The sequence below is a fragment of the Shimia aestuarii genome, from assembly GCF_900114635.1.
GTDB classification, from domain to species: domain Bacteria; phylum Pseudomonadota; class Alphaproteobacteria; order Rhodobacterales; family Rhodobacteraceae; genus Shimia; species Shimia aestuarii.
On the sequence record NZ_FOTQ01000004.1, the window covers coordinates 225,351 to 243,339 of the forward strand.

Annotated in this window: 15 protein-coding genes; 10 read left to right on the forward strand and 5 right to left on the reverse strand. The window is 61.3% G+C overall.

Annotated features, from left to right (window positions below; translation table 11 throughout):
* The first annotated feature begins 16 nt into the window (after positions 1–16).
* Together BMZ35_RS12085 and BMZ35_RS12090 are read left to right on the forward strand one after the other, a co-directional pair.
* Complete coding sequence (locus BMZ35_RS12085) at positions 17–643, forward strand: helix-turn-helix domain-containing protein (protein ID WP_093094106.1); 627 nt, start codon at positions 17–19, stop codon at positions 641–643.
* A 17-nt stretch (positions 644–660) separates the two neighbouring features.
* The gene (locus BMZ35_RS12090; RefSeq protein ID WP_093094107.1) at positions 661–2,451 is read left to right on the forward strand and encodes a tetratricopeptide repeat-containing sulfotransferase family protein; all 1,791 of its coding nucleotides are present in this window, start codon (positions 661–663) and stop codon (positions 2,449–2,451) included.
* A 3-nt stretch (positions 2,452–2,454) separates the two neighbouring features.
* Here the strand turns inward: BMZ35_RS12090 and BMZ35_RS12095 are convergent, their stop codons facing one another.
* Both BMZ35_RS12095 and BMZ35_RS12100 read right to left on the reverse strand, forming a co-directional pair.
* The gene (locus BMZ35_RS12095) at positions 2,455–3,093 is read right to left on the reverse strand and encodes a DUF1638 domain-containing protein (RefSeq protein ID WP_093094108.1); all 639 of its coding nucleotides are present in this window, start codon (positions 3,091–3,093) and stop codon (positions 2,455–2,457) included.
* Between the two features lie 66 nt (positions 3,094–3,159).
* Positions 3,160–3,861: a corrinoid protein gene (locus BMZ35_RS12100; RefSeq protein WP_093094109.1), complete on the reverse strand. Its 702-nt coding sequence runs from the start codon at positions 3,859–3,861 to the stop codon at positions 3,160–3,162.
* A 228-nt stretch (positions 3,862–4,089) separates the two neighbouring features.
* Between BMZ35_RS12100 and BMZ35_RS12105 the strand changes: the two genes are divergently transcribed.
* Positions 4,090–5,196, forward strand: a complete 1,107-nt coding sequence (locus BMZ35_RS12105; RefSeq protein ID WP_093094110.1) for a PA0069 family radical SAM protein — start codon at positions 4,090–4,092, stop codon at positions 5,194–5,196.
* Between the two features lie 44 nt (positions 5,197–5,240).
* Here BMZ35_RS12105 and bmt read toward each other — a convergent pair whose 3' ends face one another.
* From bmt to BMZ35_RS12120, 3 genes are all read right to left on the reverse strand, one after another.
* Complete coding sequence (gene bmt, locus BMZ35_RS12110) at positions 5,241–6,257, reverse strand: betaine--homocysteine S-methyltransferase (RefSeq protein ID WP_093094111.1); 1,017 nt, start codon at positions 6,255–6,257, stop codon at positions 5,241–5,243.
* An 84-nt stretch (positions 6,258–6,341) separates the two neighbouring features.
* Positions 6,342–8,234, reverse strand: a complete 1,893-nt coding sequence (locus tag BMZ35_RS12115; RefSeq protein WP_093094112.1) for a phosphatidylglycerol lysyltransferase domain-containing protein — start codon at positions 8,232–8,234, stop codon at positions 6,342–6,344.
* A 150-nt stretch (positions 8,235–8,384) separates the two neighbouring features.
* Complete coding sequence (locus BMZ35_RS12120; RefSeq protein ID WP_093094113.1) at positions 8,385–8,699, reverse strand: DUF1476 domain-containing protein; 315 nt, start codon at positions 8,697–8,699, stop codon at positions 8,385–8,387.
* 154 nt (positions 8,700–8,853) lie between these two features.
* Between BMZ35_RS12120 and purC the strand changes: the two genes are divergently transcribed.
* The 7 genes from purC (at position 8,854) to BMZ35_RS12155 (ending at position 17,681) form a co-directional block, all read left to right on the forward strand.
* Positions 8,854–9,612 (forward strand): phosphoribosylaminoimidazolesuccinocarboxamide synthase, encoded by a 759-nt coding sequence (gene purC / locus BMZ35_RS12125; protein WP_093094114.1) that lies wholly within the window; start codon positions 8,854–8,856, stop codon positions 9,610–9,612.
* A gap of 91 nt (positions 9,613–9,703) precedes the next feature.
* Positions 9,704–9,934, forward strand: coding sequence for a phosphoribosylformylglycinamidine synthase subunit PurS (purS, locus tag BMZ35_RS12130; protein WP_093094192.1), 231 nt, complete (start codon positions 9,704–9,706; stop codon positions 9,932–9,934).
* A gap of 85 nt (positions 9,935–10,019) precedes the next feature.
* Positions 10,020–12,767: a CHAT domain-containing tetratricopeptide repeat protein gene (locus BMZ35_RS12135; protein WP_093094115.1), complete on the forward strand. Its 2,748-nt coding sequence runs from the start codon at positions 10,020–10,022 to the stop codon at positions 12,765–12,767.
* Between the two features lie 50 nt (positions 12,768–12,817).
* Positions 12,818–13,861, forward strand: coding sequence for a zinc-dependent alcohol dehydrogenase family protein (locus BMZ35_RS12140; RefSeq protein WP_093094116.1), 1,044 nt, complete (start codon positions 12,818–12,820; stop codon positions 13,859–13,861).
* An 11-nt stretch (positions 13,862–13,872) separates the two neighbouring features.
* Complete coding sequence (gene purQ / locus BMZ35_RS12145; protein WP_093094117.1) at positions 13,873–14,541, forward strand: phosphoribosylformylglycinamidine synthase subunit PurQ; 669 nt, start codon at positions 13,873–13,875, stop codon at positions 14,539–14,541.
* A 37-nt stretch (positions 14,542–14,578) separates the two neighbouring features.
* Positions 14,579–16,342, forward strand: a complete 1,764-nt coding sequence (locus BMZ35_RS12150; protein ID WP_093094118.1) for a sensor histidine kinase — start codon at positions 14,579–14,581, stop codon at positions 16,340–16,342.
* 4 nt (positions 16,343–16,346) lie between these two features.
* The gene (locus BMZ35_RS12155; RefSeq protein WP_093094119.1) at positions 16,347–17,681 is read left to right on the forward strand and encodes a sigma-54-dependent transcriptional regulator; all 1,335 of its coding nucleotides are present in this window, start codon (positions 16,347–16,349) and stop codon (positions 17,679–17,681) included.
* Positions 17,682–17,989 lie beyond the last annotated feature (308 nt).

The following is a 17,989-nucleotide window of genomic DNA, read 5'->3' on the forward strand; positions in this document are numbered from 1 at the left end:
CGTTAGAAGCGCGGGTATGAATGTGGACAAAGACCCGAAATCGCTGATCCGGATCGCCCGCGAAAACGGGGTGCAGGACCATGTCGAGCCGCTCGACCTTGGGGTGCGGGTGCGCGAATTGCGCAAGGCGCATGGCTGGACGCTGGAACAGGCGGCAAAACAGGCCGGACTGGCCCGCTCGACCCTGTCCAAGATCGAGAACGGGCAGATGTCGCCGACCTATGAGGCGCTCAAGAAACTGGCCGTGGGGCTGGAAATTTCGGTGCCCCAGCTTTTCACGCCCCTCAAGAAGGATCAGGTCATGGGGCGTATGTCCGTGGTCAAGTCGGGCGAGGGGGTGCATCAGGCCACGGTGACCTATGAGCACGAGTTGCTGGCCGAGGGGCTGCGCAAGAAGGCGATGCTGCCGTACCGCGCTCGTATCCGGGCACGCAATGTCGAAGAATTCGACGGTTGGGTGCGTCATGACGGGGAAGAGTTTCTGTATGTGCTGACCGGGGTGATCCGGCTTTATACCGAGTTTTACGAGCCGGTTGAAATGCGGCGGGGTGACAGCGCCTATTATGACGGCGCCATGGGGCATAACGTGGTGTCGGTCAGCGACGAGGACGCCACGATCCTGTGGGTGACGTCGCTGGTTTAAGAGGCGGGTGCGACGCGGTGGCAGGACAATCCTTCAAGGCAGGTGACAAGCTTCGCGTGGCCGCGGCGGCGGAAAAGGCGGGGCGGCTGGACGAGGCGCGCGCTCTGTTTGCCGAGGTCGTCGCGCGGTTTCCGGGAAATGCAAAGGCCAAGGCCGGGTTGAAGCGGGTCGAGGCGCAAAAGGGGGCTGGTTTTCCGGCCGGGTTTGAACAGGCGGTCACGCCCGATCCGCTTGCCACGCTTTCGGGCGCGCGGCTTTCCGGGATCAAGGACCCCTTTGCCGTTCCGGCCAAGCCCGTGGTGACGGCGCCCCAGCCCCAGAGCCTTGGGGCATTGACGCCTGGCGCGAAGCCGCCAAAGGGCGCGGACGCGGGAATGTTGGCCACAAGGGCGGTTGCCGCGCATGGCAGGGGCCAGTTGGCGGAGGCGATTTCGCTGTTCGATCAGGCGGTGGTCGGCGATCCGGCGCGCACTGACCTGCGACACAATCTCGGGGTTTGCCTGCGCGAGGCGGGGCGGTTTGACGAGGCGCGCGCGGTGTTGGAGACTGCGGTGGAACGTGAACCGCTGGATCCGGATTTGCGCGCGACGCTGGGCCTTGTCTTGTCGGATATGGACGCATTTGATGCGGCGCGTGCCTGTTTCGAGCAGGTGTTGAAGGCGCACCCTGATCACGTCACTGCCCTGTCCGGGCTGGGGGCGGTTTATTCAGCGACGGGGCAGACGGAACAGGCGCTGGCGCAATACGAGGCGCTGGTGGCGCGTCATCCTGAGGAAACAGACGCCTATGTGCGGATTGGTGCGCTGCGCCGGTTCGAAGCGGGCGATCCGGTTTTGGCGCGGCTTGAAGGTGTTTTGCGCAAGGGGCGGCTTTCCGATGTGCGCGAGGCCGAGGCGCGGTTTGCGTTGGGCAAGGCGCAGGCCGATCTGGGCGAGATCGACACGTCTTTTGCCAGCCTTGTGGCGGCCAACAAGGCGGCACGGCGCGCGCGGCCCTATGATCGGGCAGGGGATGCCCGACGGATGGCGCAGGTGCGGTCATGGTTCGAAAGCGGGGCGTCTGAGCAGCTTGTTCTGCCTGAAGTGGGGCATGGCGCTGTATCCCCGATCTTCATCGTCGGAATGCCGCGTTCGGGCAGTTCGCTGATCGAACAGGTGCTGGCAAGCCATTCTCGCGTATATGGCGCGGGTGAGATCGGCGTGTTTGACGCGATCATGGCGACAGTTGTTCGGGAACGGCCCGAAGGCGCGCGTCTGGACAAGCCATTGTTGCGCGATATCCGGGATGCCTATCTTGGGGAGGCCGCGAGATTGGCCGCGCCTAAGCGGATTGTGACAGACAAGAACTTGATGAATTTCAGGGATATAGGCGTCATTCTTGCAGCGTTTCCCGAAACGCGTGTGATCCATCTGCAGCGTGATGCGATGGCCGTCTGCTGGTCGATCTTCAAGCATAGTTTTTCGGGCGGGTTGATCAACTTCTCGTATGATCTGGACGACATCGCGGCGTTCTACCTGATGTATCGCGCACAAATGGCGTTCTGGCACGAGACCTTTCCCGGACGTATTCTGGATCTGGACTACGAGGCCTTTACGCAAGCGCCGGAGGAGAACACGCGACAGTTGCTCAAGGATTGTGGCCTTCCATTCGAAGAGGCCTGTCTTGCGTTTCACGAAACGCGGCGCACCGCGCGCACGGCAAGCATGATGCAGGTGCGGGAAAAAGTGTACCAGGGCAGCTCGCGGGCATGGCAGCCCTATCGCGCCCATCTGGGTCCGCTGATGGAGCAGATCGACTACGACGGCTGAGCCCTAGAGGGATTTCAGCGCAGACGTGAGATCGCCATAGCCTGTGAAGCGGCGTTCGAAGGCCAGCCCGAGCCGGTCGGCGCAAACGCGGGCCTTTTCCGTCAGGTCGGGATCTTCGGTCTGGGCCTGATAGACCAGCTTCTCGTAATTGCCGAAATACATGTCGATCAGCTCGGGGTGACGATCGAGCCCCATCGGTTTCCACACGAAAGCGTCGAACTGGCGCACGAGGAAATCGGTGAGATAGAAAGCGGTGAACTCGGACTCTGCGATCTCTGCAAAGCGCTCGTTGCCTTCGAAGAAACTGTAACAATGGGGGCCGGAAACCATGGCCACACCCAGTTCGTCGCAGGTTTTCTGCAAGAGTCCGCCGGTCCCGCAATCCGCGTAGACGACGAAGATGTCAGCATAGGCGTCGCGGTGCTTCACGACGGCATCGCGCACGGCTTCGGGGATTTTTTCGGGATGGATGTGGAGGATCGCAGGCAGGCAGGTGAGATCCATGTGATCCCAGCCGTTGGCCTTTTTGAGTGCGAGAATTTCGCGGGCCAGCGCGCCACAGGCCAGCAAAAGCACACGCCCGGAGCCCTTTTCAGGGGCCAGTCCCTTGGTCGTCAGTTCCGAATCCGGGGGCAGGGGCATGGGACGCCTTGAATGAAAAAGGCCCGCCCGGTACAGGGGCGGGCCAATGAGAAGAAGATGCCCGCTTCAGGCGTTCATCTGGTTGTGTTTGCGGGCCACGAAATCCTTGGCGGTTTCGACAGCGACGGCGGCGTCGCGGCAATAGGCGTCGGCGCCGATGGCTTTGCCGAATTCCTCGTTCAGCGGCGCGCCGCCCACGAGAACGATATAGTCATCGCGGAGACCCTGTTCGATCATCGTGTCGATCACCACCTTCATATAGGGCATGGTGGTGGTCAGCAGGGCCGACATGCCGAGGATGTCGGGTTTGTGCTCTTCAAGCGCTTCGAGATAGGATTCCACGGGGTTGTTGATCCCGAGGTCGACCACTTCGAACCCGGCGCCTTCCATCATCATCGAGACGAGGTTCTTGCCAATGTCGTGGATGTCGCCTTTGACGGTGCCGATCACCATGGAGCCCATGCGCGGGGCACCGGTTTCCGCGAGAAGCGGCTTGAGAATGGCCATGCCACCCTTCATCGCGTTCGCCGCCAAAAGAACTTCGGGCACAAAAAGGATACCGTCCCGGAAGTCGTTTCCGACAATTGTCATGCCGCCCACGAGGGCTTCGGTCAAAACGCGGTAGGGCTGCCAGCCGCGTTCGAGCAGGATGTTCACGCCTTCTTCGATCTCTTCCTTGAGACCGTCGTAAAGGTCGTCGAACATCTGTTGGACCAGTTCTTCGTCATCGAGTTCCGACAGGATGATATCGTCTTCTTCTTCCGACATGGCCGTTTCCTTGCTTGTCGGCGCGCGCGCCTATTGAGTGTCTTTCTGTCTCTACATTGTCCGAATGGACCATTCAGACTGTCTGAATAGCGACATAGCCGACGCCGGTTCCGACTTGTAAGTCGGAAAATGAAGGGCGGGCGTGAAAGTTTTTCATGTCAAATATGGGGTTGGTTGCAATTGTTCTCTATTTGTTCCAATCTGAGGTATCGAAAGCGGAGAAGCTGCATGAAATGGGTCGATATTGCTCCGGAAAAACGTCGCGGGCGAGCTGCGCAGAGCAATCGTAGCGGGCGGTCCGACCTTTCGCGCGAGGTCATCGATGATGGCTGGGGCCTGCCTGAGGCCTTTGAGGATTTCCGTACCAGCGTCGAGATCGAGGAACCACGCAGCGTGATCACGCGCAACACGTCGCCGGACGTGCCTTTTGACCGATCACTTAATCCATATCGCGGGTGTGAACATGGCTGCATCTATTGTTTTGCCCGGCCAACCCACGCCTATCTTGGCTATTCGGCCGGATTGGATTTCGAAACCCGGCTGGTCGCCCGGCCAAACGCACCGGAGATACTGGCGACTGCGTTGCGCCGGAATTCTTACAAGGTCGCCCCGCTGGCCATTGGGACAAATACCGATCCTTACCAGCCGATCGAAGGCACATATGAGGTGATGCGCGGCGTGCTCGAGGTGCTGCAGGCGTTTCGCCACCCGGTTGCGATCGTGACCAAGGGGGCATTGATCGAACGCGACATCGACATTCTTGCGGAGATGGCAAGCGAGGGACTTGCCCAGATCGGCATTTCGGTGACGACACTGGATCGGAAGGTGGCGAGGTTGATGGAGCCGCGTGTGCCCGCGCCGGAACGACGACTGCAGAGCATCGAGCGTTTGAGTGCGGCGGGTATTCCGGTGCGGGTGATGATGGCCCCGGTGGTGCCCGCGATCACGGATGTGGAGATTGAAGCGGTGATGCGGGCCGGGTCCGAAGCCGGGGCGCGCGCGGCGAGCTGGATCATGCTGCGCTTGCCGCTGGAGGTTTCGGAGTTGTTCCAGGAATGGTTGTCGGCACATTTCCCGGAGCGCGCCGCGCGAGTCATGGCGCGAGTGCGCGAAATGCATCGCGGGCAGGACTACGATGCCCGCTGGGGGCGGCGCATGCGCGGTGAAGGCGTCTATGCCGAGATGATTGCACGCCGGTTCGAGATGGCGATGAGGCGCTATGGCCTAGTTCGCAAACTGCCCGCGCTACGCTGTGACCGTTTTGCGCCGCCGCTGGCGCGCGGTGGGCAGATGGACTTGTTCCAGGGGGCGTTGCCCCCGTCTCAGCGGGGCTGAGACTCCCCCAGGGTATTTTTGGAAAAAGAAAGAACGCGCTTGGGTCAGACACGACGCCGGGAACGGCGGCGTTCGCGTGCGGGCGGGTTGTCGTCGCCGGTGCCGTCACTGGCCGAGGAAAAGGCACCAAGGGCCGCGGTGATCTTGTCCAGCGTCGGGCGCGGGCCGCGCGGACGGGTTTCAAGCGCCTCACGCATGGCGTGCAGGTGTTCGGGCATGGTGCCGCAGCAGCCGCCGATGATGGTTGCCCCGCAATCGCGTGCCATGACCGCATAATCGGCCATCAGGTCCGGCGTGCCATCATAGTGGATATGCCCGTCAACATATTTCGGTATCCCGGCGTTGCCCTTGGCGATGATAGGAATTTCGACCCCTTGCGCCGAGAAGCCGAGCACGGTGCGCAGCAGATCGGCAGCACCGGTGCCACAATTGGCGCCGAAGGCAAGCGGCGGATTGGGCAGGGATTGCACCAGTTGGACCATGTCGGCCGAAGTCACACCCATCATGGTGCGCCCGGCGGTGTCAAAGCTCATCGTGCCGCACCAGGGCATGTCGGCAAGCGCAAAGGCTTCGGCGGCGGCGCGGTATTCTTCGGGGGCGGAGATGGTTTCCAGCCAGAGAACGTCTGCGCCACCTTCCTTGAGACCCTCGGCCTGTTCATGGAAGATTTCGACGGCGTCGGCATGGCTGAGCGAGCCGACCGGTTCCATGATGTCGCCGGTCGGTCCGACCGAGCCCGCCACGATGACCGGGCGGTCGGCGGCATCTGCCACGTCGCGTCCAAGCTCGGCGGCGACGCGCGAAATCTCACGGGCGCGGTGACCAGCGTCATGCAGTTTCAGGCGCGAGCTGTTGCCACCGAAAGAGTTGGTAAGGAAGATGTCCGAGCCATTGTCCACGGCGAACTTGTAGAGTTTCTTTATGCGGTCGGGGTGCTCAATGTTCCACATTTCGGGGGCGTCGCCCGAGCTGAGCCCCATGTTGAACAGGTTCGTGCCCGTGGCGCCATCGGCCATGAGCCAGTCGCGGGTTTCCAGCAGTTTGCTCAGGGCATTGGTCATCGGACACTCCTCGGCACGTATGTCAATTGCGCGCGGGTTTGGCACGGGTGGCCGCGCAGCGCAATCGCATTCTTTGCAGGAAGATTATGAAGCGAGCGAAATCGCGGGCGGTGCCGCCAAGGTGATCGGAGTGGCCGGAGCGCTGCGCAGCCGGACCGAACGGATCAGGTCAAGCGCGGCGAGTGTGAGTTGCGCAACACCGGGGGCGGCCATGAAAAGTGGCTGCCATTCGGGATTGAAGCAGGACTTGAATTGACGCAATCCCGGGCCGCCCCCAAGCACGTGGAAGCGCCGGCGCAGACCGCGTTCGAGCAGCGTCGCACCGCCGGGTAGTGCGGGGGCGGCTGCGAGAGACAGACGTGCCGCCCCTGCGGCGGCGGCTCGTGTGATGGCGAGATGAACGAGCGCGTGCATGGTGCCATCAGGAGCTTCTGGCAAGACTCGCATCAAATCGAGACACCACTCTCTCTGGGAGACATGGAAGCTGACAAAACCAATCAACTGTCCGTTGTCGTGGGCCAGGTAGACGCGCTGGCCGGATACGTAAGGGCCGTCAAACCGCCCCATGGTAAAGCCGCGCGGCACGCCGTGTTTGTCTTCCCAGGCGCGCGATACCTGCTCCATTGCGTCGAGCGGCAAAGGTGTGTTGGCCTCGCTCAGGGAAATGCCCGCCTTTTCGGCCTGGCGGATCTTGCGGCGCAGCTGACGGTAGGCAGGGCCATCGAGCACGTGGCGGGAGGGATCCAGAACGGCCTCGTCCGAAATGTGAAGAACGGACCAGCCCGCGCTGCGGGCGTGCACGGCTTGGCGGGCGGTGATCTTGTATTTGCAGACAATCCGGTTCTGGGCCCGTGCCGCGCGGCGAAGTGGGGCCGCGAGAGAACCGGAATGTCCGTCCAGCGGATCGAACAGAGCGGTCAGTGTCTGGCCCGTACGCACGATTCCGCAGCTGCCGGTTTCACAGCGCAGGATGGCGCCGCCGTTCTGACGTAAAACGCCAAGTTCGGCCCGGGCCTGCGGTGTGTCTGGCAGTGTTTCAAAAGGCAGAAAGAGCGCCGGAGCGGCGGCGGCCTGATCGGTGGCGGATTTGCGGGCAAGGCGCGACAGCAGGGTGGCGCCGCCAATCAGAGCTGGCAGGGCGTAGTAGACCGCGCGAAAAGCCAGCACCCCGGCCAGCAGTTCGGCCTCGGGCACATGGGGCAAAAGCGCAAGCAGGGTGAGTTCGAACGGACCGACCCCACCCGGTGTGCCGGAAAAGATGGCCGCGCCAAGGGCGATCAGAAAGACCGGAAGAAGTGTGGCGAAACCAAGGGACAGGGTTTCGGGCAGCAGGACGTAAAGTGCGAGGGCGGCAAAGACGGTATCAAGAACACAAAGGGAGAGCAGGGCGAGGAGCGCGGGCAGTGTCGGAAGGCTGATCACGCGCCCCCCCCGTCCCAGAACCGGGAAGAAAAAGGCGACGAGCACCAGAAGCGCCGCACCAATCAGGATCAGAGGTGGCAGGAGTGTGGGAATGTGCGGGGTCGGCAGAACCAGCGCGGCAGCGGCGATCACCACGGACAAGGCAGCCAGAAATGTCACTGCCACGAAACCGGCGAGGCGCGCCGCATCGCTGAGCGGCAGGCCCGGCATCATCCGCCAGCGCACAAAGGCGCCAACGACCACGCCCGCGCCAAGCGTTTGACCCAGCGCGATGGCCGTCGCGCCGGCGCGCATGGCCTGGGAAGATGGGCGGGACATCTGGAAGTGGCGCAGGGCAATCACGTCATAGCGGGCCACGGCGAGGAAGCTGAACCCGGTGAAGGCCAGCGCGAGGCCCCAGCGCCATGGCGTGACTTGTTGAACACCCGCCCACATAGCGGACATGTCGAACCCGTCCAGTTGATGTGCGAGGAACACACAGCACGCCACACCCAGAAGCAGGGGCAGCGCATGGCGCAGCACCTGACGGGTTCGATGGAGAGATTGCATGGCCATCTGGGCGACTCCGACTGTCCCTTGTCGACTCTCACTATGAGAGGTCAGGGTTTCGGCCCGCTTAATGTCGAAAATCCGCGCAAAAAAAAACGCGCAAGCTGCTGCCTGCGCGCCATTGTCACATCAGTGTCATGAAGCGATCCCGGGGGATCAGACCTCATTCATGATCTGTTCCTGCGCCTGCGCGAGAAGCTCGGCGCGTTTGGCGCGGATCACCTCTGCGGTCACGTGACCTTCGAGATCACCGACAACCTTGCGGATCACGTCTTCGTGGCCGGCTTCTTCGAAGTCGGCAATCACCACGGTTTTTGCATAATCGTCAGCCTCTTGGCCGGACTTGCCCATCTGCTCGGCAGCCCAGAGGCCCAGCATCTTGTTGCAGCGCGCCTCGGCCTTGAACTTCATTTCCTCGTCATGGGCAAATTTGTTCTCGAAGGCGTTTTCGCGGTCGTCGAAGGTGGTCATCAGAAGATTCCCCTGAAAGCGTTGAAGTTGTCCCAGATATGCCCTTTGGGCGCGGATGCTGCAAGAGGGTCGGGTATGCTTGCGACAATGCCGCCCATCCAGTAAGAGAGCGCCTGACTCCGGGACTCAGCCCGGCACATGAGGAAGGGCAGCCATGGCGCGCGGCAAGAAAATCTACGAAGGCAAGGCCAAGATCCTGTTTGAGGGGCCCGAACCGGGCACTATCGTGCAGTATTTCAAGGATGACGCCACCGCGTTCAATGCCGAGAAGAAAGATGTCATTGATGGCAAGGGCGTTCTGAACAACCGCCTGAGCGAATATTTCATGGTCGGCCTGAACCAGATTGGCGTACCGACGCACTTCCTCAAGCGACTGAACATGCGCGAGCAACTGGTGCGGTCCTGCGAGATCATCCCGCTGGAAGTGATCGTGCGCAATTTTGCCGCCGGATCGATGAGCAAGCGTCTGGGAATCGAGGAAGGCACGCAGTTGCCGCGCCCGATCGTGGAGTATTGCTACAAGGACGACGCGCTGGGTGATCCGCTGGTTACGGAAGAGCATATCGCGGCCTTTGGCTGGGCCACGCAGCAGGACATGGACGATATCCTTGGACTTGCGCTTCGGGTGAATGATTACCTGTCGGGTGTGATGTATGGCGTCGGGATCAAGCTGATCGACTTCAAGATTGAGATCGGCCGGGTTTACGAGGGGGATTTCCAGCGCCTTGTGGTTGCCGACGAAATCAGCCCGGACAGCTGTCGCCTTTGGGACATCGAGACCGGGCAAAAGCTCGACAAGGACGTGTTCCGCCGGGATCTGGGTAGCCTGACGGATGCCTATGCCGAAGTGGCGCGGCGACTGGGCGTGATGCCCAAGAATTCGGGGCCGAGCAAACCGACATTGGTCAACTGACCCGGTCGCGTGCATGGTGCGCGACGGAATTGAGTATTTTGGCAAGATGAAGACACCCTGGAACGGTGCCTTCCATTCGGAGAAGAAGAACATGAAAGCGCGTGTCTATGTGATGCTGAAAAACGGGGTTCTGGATCCGCAGGGCGAAGCGGTGCGGCACGCGCTTGGCAGCCTTGGGTTTGATGGCGTGGAAGGCGTGCGTCAGGGCAAGGTGATCGAGCTTGATCTGGCCGATGGCACCACAGAGGCCACCGTGACCGAAATGTGCGAAAAGCTGCTCGCCAACACTGTGATCGAAAGCTACCGCGTGGAAATGGGCTGAGGCCCCCCTCGTAGACTTTTGATTGCGTCAAACGCGCGCTTGGCCTAGCCTTTGAACCAATTTTCAAAGGGGCCGGGGGTCGCGGATGATCCATCGTACCGCATTTCTGAGCGTTGTATTTTGTGCTGCTTTCGTCTGGACTGCGGGTGGCGTGGTCTTGGCGCAGGGTGCTGGCGGCAGCGCGGCTGCGCAAAATGGCGGTGAGGGTGGTCGCGCCACAGCACAGGACGGCACGGGGACGACCCAGAGGGGAACCGCTTCGGAGCAAGTCCGGGCGGAAGACCCGCAGGACAGTCAACCCGTTGCGCCCGATGACCCGCTCGCGCTGGCCGACCACAGCCAGCGAGCGGGGGCGGATGCCGGGGACCCGTATGCCGCCTACAATTATGTAATCCCGATCTTCAACGGTCCGCGCATGAGCGAAGCCACGCTGCGCGCGGTGCTGCCGTATTTGGAAATCGCCTATGAGGGCTGGAGTGGAGGATCGGACCAGGAGCAGGTCTATGCCGCATATGCCGCGCGCCAGATCGGTCAGTCGCTGGGGCATCTGTCGGAACATGCAGAGTCGCTCAGATGGCTCAGCGTTGCAGTGCGTATCCTGCTGTTCAATCTCGACGATCCCGGCAACGAAGTGTTGCTTGCGCAGTGTTACGAGGACATGGCGATCACCCTGCAGGCTCTGGAGCGCCACGAAGCGAGCCTTGATTATCTTGGGCAGGCGCGGCGCATTTACCTTGCGCACAAGGACACGATCGAAGGCATGGAATTGTCGGCTGCGAACACGCTTTTGAACGAAGGTGTGGGGCTTGATGGGCTGAAGCGCTTTCGCGAGGCGATCGCGGTCTATGAAGATGCGCTTGAGGTGTTTGAGGCGGATCCCGGCAAGGGACAGCCGGGAAACAAGAGCGAGATCATCGCGGCCTATATCGCCAACAATATCGGCGTCAGCTACTGGAAACTCGAGGAATTCGAGGCGGCTGAGGCATGGATTAAGCGGGCATTGCCGGTCATCGAGCGTGTGGACGGGCCGCTTTCGGATACCACGGGCAAGGCGCGAATGAATATCGGCATCGTGATTTCCGAAACCGGACGCTATGACGAGGCAATCCGGTGGGGCATGTCGGCCATGCCCTATATCGCTGCCAACCGGACCCAGTCGCTGAGTGATCAGCGTTGGCTGTTCGAGATGTTCTCGCGGGCTTTTGCGGCCAAGGGCAACCGGGAGCGCGCGATCTTTTTTGGCAAGATGGCAGTGAACGCACAACAGGAGTTGCGCGCGCTGAATGCAACGCTCAGCGAGAGCGGCACCGAGGAATTGCGTGCCGAGTGGCGGCGGCTTTACGAGGAACTGGCCGATCTGCTGATCGCCGAAGGTCGGATCAGTGAAGCGCAGGCTGTGCTCAATATGGAAAAGGAAGAAGAGGTTTTCGAATTCCTGCGCCGCGATAGCGGGGCGGAGTTGACCAATACGCGCGCCATTCTAACGGACGGGGAATTGAGTGTTGAGGCGCGGTTGGCGGCGCTTGCCGAAATCCCGATCCAGGCAGAACAGGCGTTGCACGGGCTATATGCAAAACTGGATGCGGGAACGGCGACCGAAGCCGAAGAAGAACAGTTGATGCTTTTGGAAGACGCGTTGCAGGTGGCCTCGGACGAGTTCAACGCCGCAGTGGACGCGTTCCTTGCACAGGTCGAAGACGATGCGGAAAAGGCAGGGCTGCAAGACCAGTTTGACGCGGTGGGTGCCTATCAGGATGTGCTGGCCGGGCTGGATCGACCGACGGCAATCCTTCAGGTCGCCGCCCTTGACGAGGCTGTGCACCTGTTCCTCACCTTGCCGGGTGTGACCGTGCATGAGGAGGTTGCGCTCTCCAAGGGGGCATTGGCGCAGCAGGTGCTGGATGTATTGCAGGCGATCGAAGGGCAGCGCCCGGAAGCGCAAGCCCGGTTGGAGACATTGTATGATGTGGTCTTTGCGCCTATGCGCGGGTCGCTGGACGCAGCTGGAACCGAGGTGGTCATGCTCAACCTCGAAGGGTTCCTGCGATATGTCCCATTTGCGGCGCTGCATGATGGTGAGCATTATCTGGTCGAGAGCTTTGCATTTTCGCTTTATTCCACGGCGGTGCCTACCCAATTCGCCCGTGGTCCCCGTGTGGCAGATGCTGCGGCGGGTTTCGGGGTGACGCGCGCCCATCCGGGCTTTTCACCTTTGCCCGGCGTGGCGGATGAGATCGAGACCATTTTTGCGGCGAGCGACGGGCAGGGCGTGCTGCACGGCGACGCGATGCTGGATGAGGGATTTGACACAAAAAGTCTGCGGCGGGTGCTGATGCGCAAGCCCGGCATCCTGCATATTGCAAGCCACTTTTCGCTCTTGCCGGGACAGGAGGATGATTCCTTTCTTTTGCTGGGGGATGGTTCTCACCTGAGTCTGAGCGAAATCCGGGAAACCCGCGCCTTTCGGTTTCGCGGCGTGGACTTGTTGACGCTGTCTGCCTGCCAGACGGCGCGGGGCGGGGATGGGTCGGAAATCGACGGGTTCGGCGCGACGGCACAGTTGAACGGCGCCAGTTCGGTGATGGCGTCACTCTGGCCGGTGGCGGATGCGGCGACGCCGATCCTGATGCAGGATTTCTATCGCGGCATGATTGAAGAGGGACTCGACAAGGCCGAGGCGCTGCGCCGGTCTCAGATCAAGATGCTGCAAAGTGAGGGGCAAGTGGCGGGCGCGACCCGGGCTGCCGAGGGGCTTGTCGAGGAGTTTGGGGATACCGGCTTTCAACACCCCTATTTCTGGTCGGCTTTCGTGTTGATGGGCAACTGGCTCTGAGCGCCCTCTTGGGGCTGGAACCCAAGGGCAAGATAGGCTAGGGGAGGCCCATGAGAGCCGCCCAGTTGACAGCCTATCGACAGCCTTTGACGCTGGCCACGATCCCGGATCCTGAGCCGCCACGGGATGGCGTGGTCCTGCGTGTACTGGCGTGCGGCGTGTGTCGGTCGGACTGGCATGCCTGGAGCGGGGCGGACCCGGATGTGGTTCTGCCGATGGTTCCGGGTCATGAGTATTGTGGCGAGGTGGTTGCCGTTGGTCCCGAAGTGACGCGCTGGCATGTTGGCGACCGTGTGATTGCGCCTTTCATCCTTGCCTGTGGTCGCTGCGGCGATTGTGCGGCGGGCAACCAGACCACCTGTGCAACGCAGGTTGTGCCAGGTTTCACCTGTGACGGGGCTTTTGCCGAGATGATCGCGGTTGCGCATGCCGATGCCAACCTGACCGCTTTGCCGGGCACGCTTGCGCCAGAGATTGCCGCCAGTCTTGGCTGTCGGGTGACGACGGCCTGGCAGGCGTTGGTTGGGCGGGCCGAGTTGAAGCCGGGCGAATGGTTGGCCGTGTTTGGTGGCGGGGGCGTCGGGATTTCCGCGCTTTTGCTCGGCCGGGCTCTGGGCGCGCGGGTTGTCGTGGTCGACGTGGTTCCTGAAAAGCTGGACTATGCCCGCACGCTGGGTGCGGATGCGGTGGTCAATGCGGCCGAGCAGGGATCGGTGGACGCGGTGCGCGAGATTACCGGCGGGGGCGCGCATGTGTCGGTCGAGGCGCTTGGCATCGAGACCACCACCGTTGCGGCAATGCGGGCCCTTCGTAAGATGGGGCGCATGGTGCAGATTGGCATGCCTGCCGGGGATCACGCACAAATGCGCCTGCCGATGGATGTGCTTTACTCCGGGCAATTGAGCGTGCATGGCACGCGCGGTATGCCGAGTTGGAGATACCCGTCGTTGTTGAACCTGATCGCGGGGGGGCAGGTAGATCTGAGCCCGCTCGTGACCCGTACGATTGCGCTGTCAAATGCCAGCGCGGAACTTGCCGCTTTTGACCGTCCGGCCCCGCCGGGCGTGGCGGTCATCACCGATTTTCAGAACTAGGAGACGCCAAAATGCGCGCTGCTGTCATCGTTTTTCCCGGATCGAACTGTGATCGTGACCTTGCTGTTGCCTTTGAGCAGGCTGGCATGGATGTGACCATGGTCTGGCACAAGGACACGCAACTTCCCGAGGGGTTGGATATCGTGGGCGTGCCGGGCGGTTTCTCATTTGGCGATTACCTGCGCTGTGGCGCGATCGCGGCGAACTCTCCGATTTGCAAGTCGCTGATCAACCACACCGAACGGGGCGGATATGCCATTGGCGTTTGCAATGGTTTCCAGATCCTGACCGAAACCGGCATTCTACCGGGGGCGCTGCGCCGCAATGCGGGGCTGAAATACATCTGCCGCACGGTGGGTTTGAAAGTTGAGAACAACGAAACAGCCTTTACCAGCGGCTATGACCTTGGGCAGGTGATCGACATTCCGATCGCGCACCATGACGGAAACTATTTTGTCACCGATGAAAAGCTGGCCCAACTGCGGGACGAGGGCCGGATTGCCTTTACCTATACCGACAACCCCAACGGGTCGGTGGCCGATATTGCCGGTGTGATTTCGAAGAACCGCCGGGTTCTTGGCATGATGCCGCACCCCGAACGCGCGGCGGATGCAGGCCATGGCGGCACCGACGGGGTGGCAATGTTCCGCTCGTTGATGGATCAGCTGGCCACCGCCTGACTTGAGATCAGCCACCGTGGTCCGTAATCTGGGGGGCATGAGCCTGCCCCCTGTGAAAATTCCGGATATGCCTCGGCCGAGAGCGGCCAGCTGGCGCGTGCGCGCGGCGCTGGCGGCGCTTTGCATATTTGCCGGGGTGACGATCTGGGTTACGAACAGCCTTTTGACGGACCGGTTCACGCAGAACACGCGCAATCGCGCAGAGCTGCGGTTGGCGCTCTATTCGGGAAACCTGCTTTCGGAATTGCGCCGCAACGCCATCGTGCCGCAGCTTCTGGCCAAGGACCCGGCGTTGATCGGGGCGCTCAATTCCGACGACTATTCGCAATCCACCGCGCGGCTGATTTCCTTTGTTGATGAAATCGGGGCGGCATCGCTGTTATTGCTGGATGAAAGCGGGCGCACGGTGGCGGCAACGGATCGAACGCGGCTTGGGGTCAATCACCGATCCAGTGAGTTCTTTGTCAATGCGCTGCGTTCGAATGCCACACTGTTTTCGGCGACGCAGGACGATGCGGGGGCCAATCGGTTCACCTATTCTCGGCGTCTGGACAGCCAGGGGCAGGCGATCGGCGTGATTGTTGTTGAGGTAGATCTTCACAAGTTCGAGCGGGCCTGGGCCGGGATTTCGGATGCGGTATATGTCACCGACAGCCAAGGGACGATCCTGTTGGCGTCGGAACCACGCTGGCGTGGTCGGACCGAGGCCGAGGCGCTGGCGCGTCAACCCGCTCAGGGGGCGATTGAGCGCGCCATTCAGGCAACGGCGGATTGGACGCAGGTTCCGGCAGATGCCTATCTTCAGGGCGAAGCGGTCATGCGCAAGGACGTGCGGATTCCGTTCCGCGGCTGGCGCATGACCTCGTTCACGACCTATGCCAGCGTGCGGGAAAAGGTGAACGCGGTTCTGGCTCTGGAGATCATGGGGTTCGCCATTCTTCTGGCGCTGGCTTTCTATGTTCTGAGCCGCAAAAGCGCGGTGCGCATGGCGTTGTTCCAGCGGGAGTCGGCCGATCTTCGTGCCCTCAACCAGCGCCTGCAGCGCGAGATTGCCGAACGGGAACGGATGCAGCAGAGCCTTGAAGTGGCAGAGCACAGCCTTGCGCAAAGTTCCAAGCTGGCCGCGTTGGGAGAGATGTCGGCGGCGGTGAGCCACGAGTTGAACCAACCGCTGGCGGCGATGAAGACCTATCTTGCCGGGGCGCGGTTGTTGTTACGGCGCAATCGCCCGGAAGAGGCACTGTCCTCGTTCCAGAGAATTGACGATCTGATCGAGCGCATGGGGGCCATTACCAAGCAGCTGAAATCCTATGCCCGAAAAGGCGGCGATGATTTTGCCCCCGTCAACATGGTGGAAGCACTGAACTCGGCCCTGTCGATGATGGAGCCGCAATTGCGCCAGCGCGAGGTGCGTATCAGCCCGATCCTGCCGGATGAACCGGTGCGTGTGATGGGCGATCGGGTGCGGATCGAACAGGTGATGATCAACCTGCTGCGCAACGCGCTGGATGCGACCGAAGGCGTGGATGACCCCGAAATCGACATCATTCTTGCGGCGGGGGAAACCGCGACGCTGACGGTGCGCGACAACGGCCCCGGAATCGAGAACCTCGATGATCTGTTCGAGCCCTTCTTTACAACCAAGCAGCCGGGCGAAGGCGTTGGGTTGGGGCTGGCGATTTCGTCGGGAATTGTGAACGACCTGGGTGGGCGGCTGACCGCGCGCAATGGTCATGGACGGGGGGCTGTATTCGAAGTGCAGCTGCCTATCTTGAGTGAAGACATGGAAGCAGCGGAGTAAACGCGTGGCACAAGGTATGAAGATTGCGATCGTGGATGACGAACAGGATATGCGTCAGTCGATCAGCCAGTGGCTGGCCCTTTCGGGTTATGACACGGAGACCTTTGCCAGCGCCGAGGATGCGCTCAAGGCGCTGGGGTCGGACTATCCGGGTATCGTGATTACGGATATCAAGATGCCCGGCATGGATGGAATGCAGTTTCTCAAGAAGCTGATGGGGGCGGATTCGGCGCTTCCGGTGATCATGATTACCGGTCATGGGGACGTGCCGATGGCCGTGGAAGCGATGCGGGTCGGGGCTTATGATTTCCTCGAGAAACCGTTCAACCCGGATCGCATGAGCCAGCTTGCCAAGAAGGCCACCAATGCACGTCGTCTGACGCTGGACAGCCGGGCCTTGCGCCGGGAACTGAGCGATGGCGGTCAGATCATGAAAAAGCTGATCGGGGCCAGCCCGGTGATGGAGCGGCTCAAGGAAGATATTCTCGACCTGGGGCAGGCCGATGGGCATGTTTTGATCGACGGGGAAACCGGAACCGGAAAGACTCTGGTCGCGCATGCGCTGCACGCCGTCGGCAGCCGCGCCGGGAAGAAATTCGTGCTGGTCAGCTGTGGCGCCTTCGAGGAAGAGTCGCTGGGGCGGCGTTTGTTCGGACCGATGCAGCCCGAAGACAGCCAGTTGCCCGCGATTGAAGAAGCGCGCGGTGGCACGCTGGTTCTGGAAGACGTGGAAATGCTGAGCGACGGTCTCCAGGCCAAGCTGCTCAACGTGATCAACGAACAGGGCACGCCCGCCGAAACCCGGATCATCGCGATTTGCAACATGCAGGAGCAGGATCGCACCTGCGAAGACGCCCTGCGACCGGACCTGTTCTATCGGCTGGCCGCTCTGCGGATCACCGTGCCCCCTCTGCGTCAGAGAGGTGAAGATATTCTGACGCTGTTTACCCGATTGGGCGAACAATTTGCCGAAGAATATGGGTGTGATGCGCCCCAGGTTAGTGCGCAGGAGGCGGCGCAGCTTTTGCAGGCGCCGTGGCCCGGAAACGTTCGCCAGCTCATAAACCTCGTGGAACGCGCCGTGCTTCAATCGCGCCGGGGTGGAGGGACTATCGCGTCGCTGTTGATGAGCGACCACGAAGACATGCAGCCGGTGATGACAACCGAAGGCAAACCGCTCAAGGAATACGTGGAAGCCTTTGAACGGATGTTGATCGACAACACCATGCGGCGGCATCGCGGGTCGATTGCGTCGGTCATGGAAGAGCTTTGCCTGCCGCGCAGAACGCTGAACGAGAAAATGGCAAAATACGGACTGCAACGGGCGGATTATCTTTGAGCAGACGCGGCGTGTCGTGCTTGACCATGCGCATGCGCATTGAATTTCGGCCCTGTCAGGTCAAATGCAGGCTTCCCCGTGTCGGTGGTGTCGTTTCGGCATTGTAATTTCTAGTTGGCTGGTCTTATGTAGATACACGGCAGACTTGGGTTTTTCAGTCTGACCAGATGAGTTTCGCTGAACAGTGTCACGCATGAGGCCAATGGCCGGGCGCATTGTTCAGACCGATTAGGCCCTCAAAAGGGGCCAATGAGATGCCTCTCCGCATGGCGGTGGGCAAATAACAGGCGCGGGGCCAAAGCAGGCCT

Excerpts from the sequence above, each read along its gene's own strand:
- BMZ35_RS12085 (WP_093094106.1), top strand. The coding sequence starts at position 17 with ATGAATGTGGACAAAGACCCGAAATCGCTGATCCGGATCGCCCGCGAA.
- BMZ35_RS12095 (WP_093094108.1), bottom strand. The coding sequence starts at position 3,093 with ATGCCCCTGCCCCCGGATTCGGAACTGACGACCAAGGGACTGGCCCCT.
- BMZ35_RS12100 (WP_093094109.1), bottom strand. The coding sequence starts at position 3,861 with ATGTCGGAAGAAGAAGACGATATCATCCTGTCGGAACTCGATGACGAA.
- BMZ35_RS12105 (WP_093094110.1), top strand. The coding sequence starts at position 4,090 with ATGAAATGGGTCGATATTGCTCCGGAAAAACGTCGCGGGCGAGCTGCG.
- bmt (WP_093094111.1), bottom strand. The coding sequence starts at position 6,257 with ATGACCAATGCCCTGAGCAAACTGCTGGAAACCCGCGACTGGCTCATG.
- BMZ35_RS12115 (WP_093094112.1), bottom strand. The coding sequence starts at position 8,234 with ATGGCCATGCAATCTCTCCATCGAACCCGTCAGGTGCTGCGCCATGCG.
- BMZ35_RS12120 (WP_093094113.1), bottom strand. The coding sequence starts at position 8,699 with ATGACCACCTTCGACGACCGCGAAAACGCCTTCGAGAACAAATTTGCC.
- purC (WP_093094114.1), top strand. The coding sequence starts at position 8,854 with ATGGCGCGCGGCAAGAAAATCTACGAAGGCAAGGCCAAGATCCTGTTT.
- purS (WP_093094192.1), top strand. The coding sequence starts at position 9,704 with ATGAAAGCGCGTGTCTATGTGATGCTGAAAAACGGGGTTCTGGATCCG.
- BMZ35_RS12135 (WP_093094115.1), top strand. The coding sequence starts at position 10,020 with ATGATCCATCGTACCGCATTTCTGAGCGTTGTATTTTGTGCTGCTTTC.
- BMZ35_RS12140 (WP_093094116.1), top strand. The coding sequence starts at position 12,818 with ATGAGAGCCGCCCAGTTGACAGCCTATCGACAGCCTTTGACGCTGGCC.
- purQ (WP_093094117.1), top strand. The coding sequence starts at position 13,873 with ATGCGCGCTGCTGTCATCGTTTTTCCCGGATCGAACTGTGATCGTGAC.
- BMZ35_RS12150 (WP_093094118.1), top strand. The coding sequence starts at position 14,579 with ATGAGCCTGCCCCCTGTGAAAATTCCGGATATGCCTCGGCCGAGAGCG.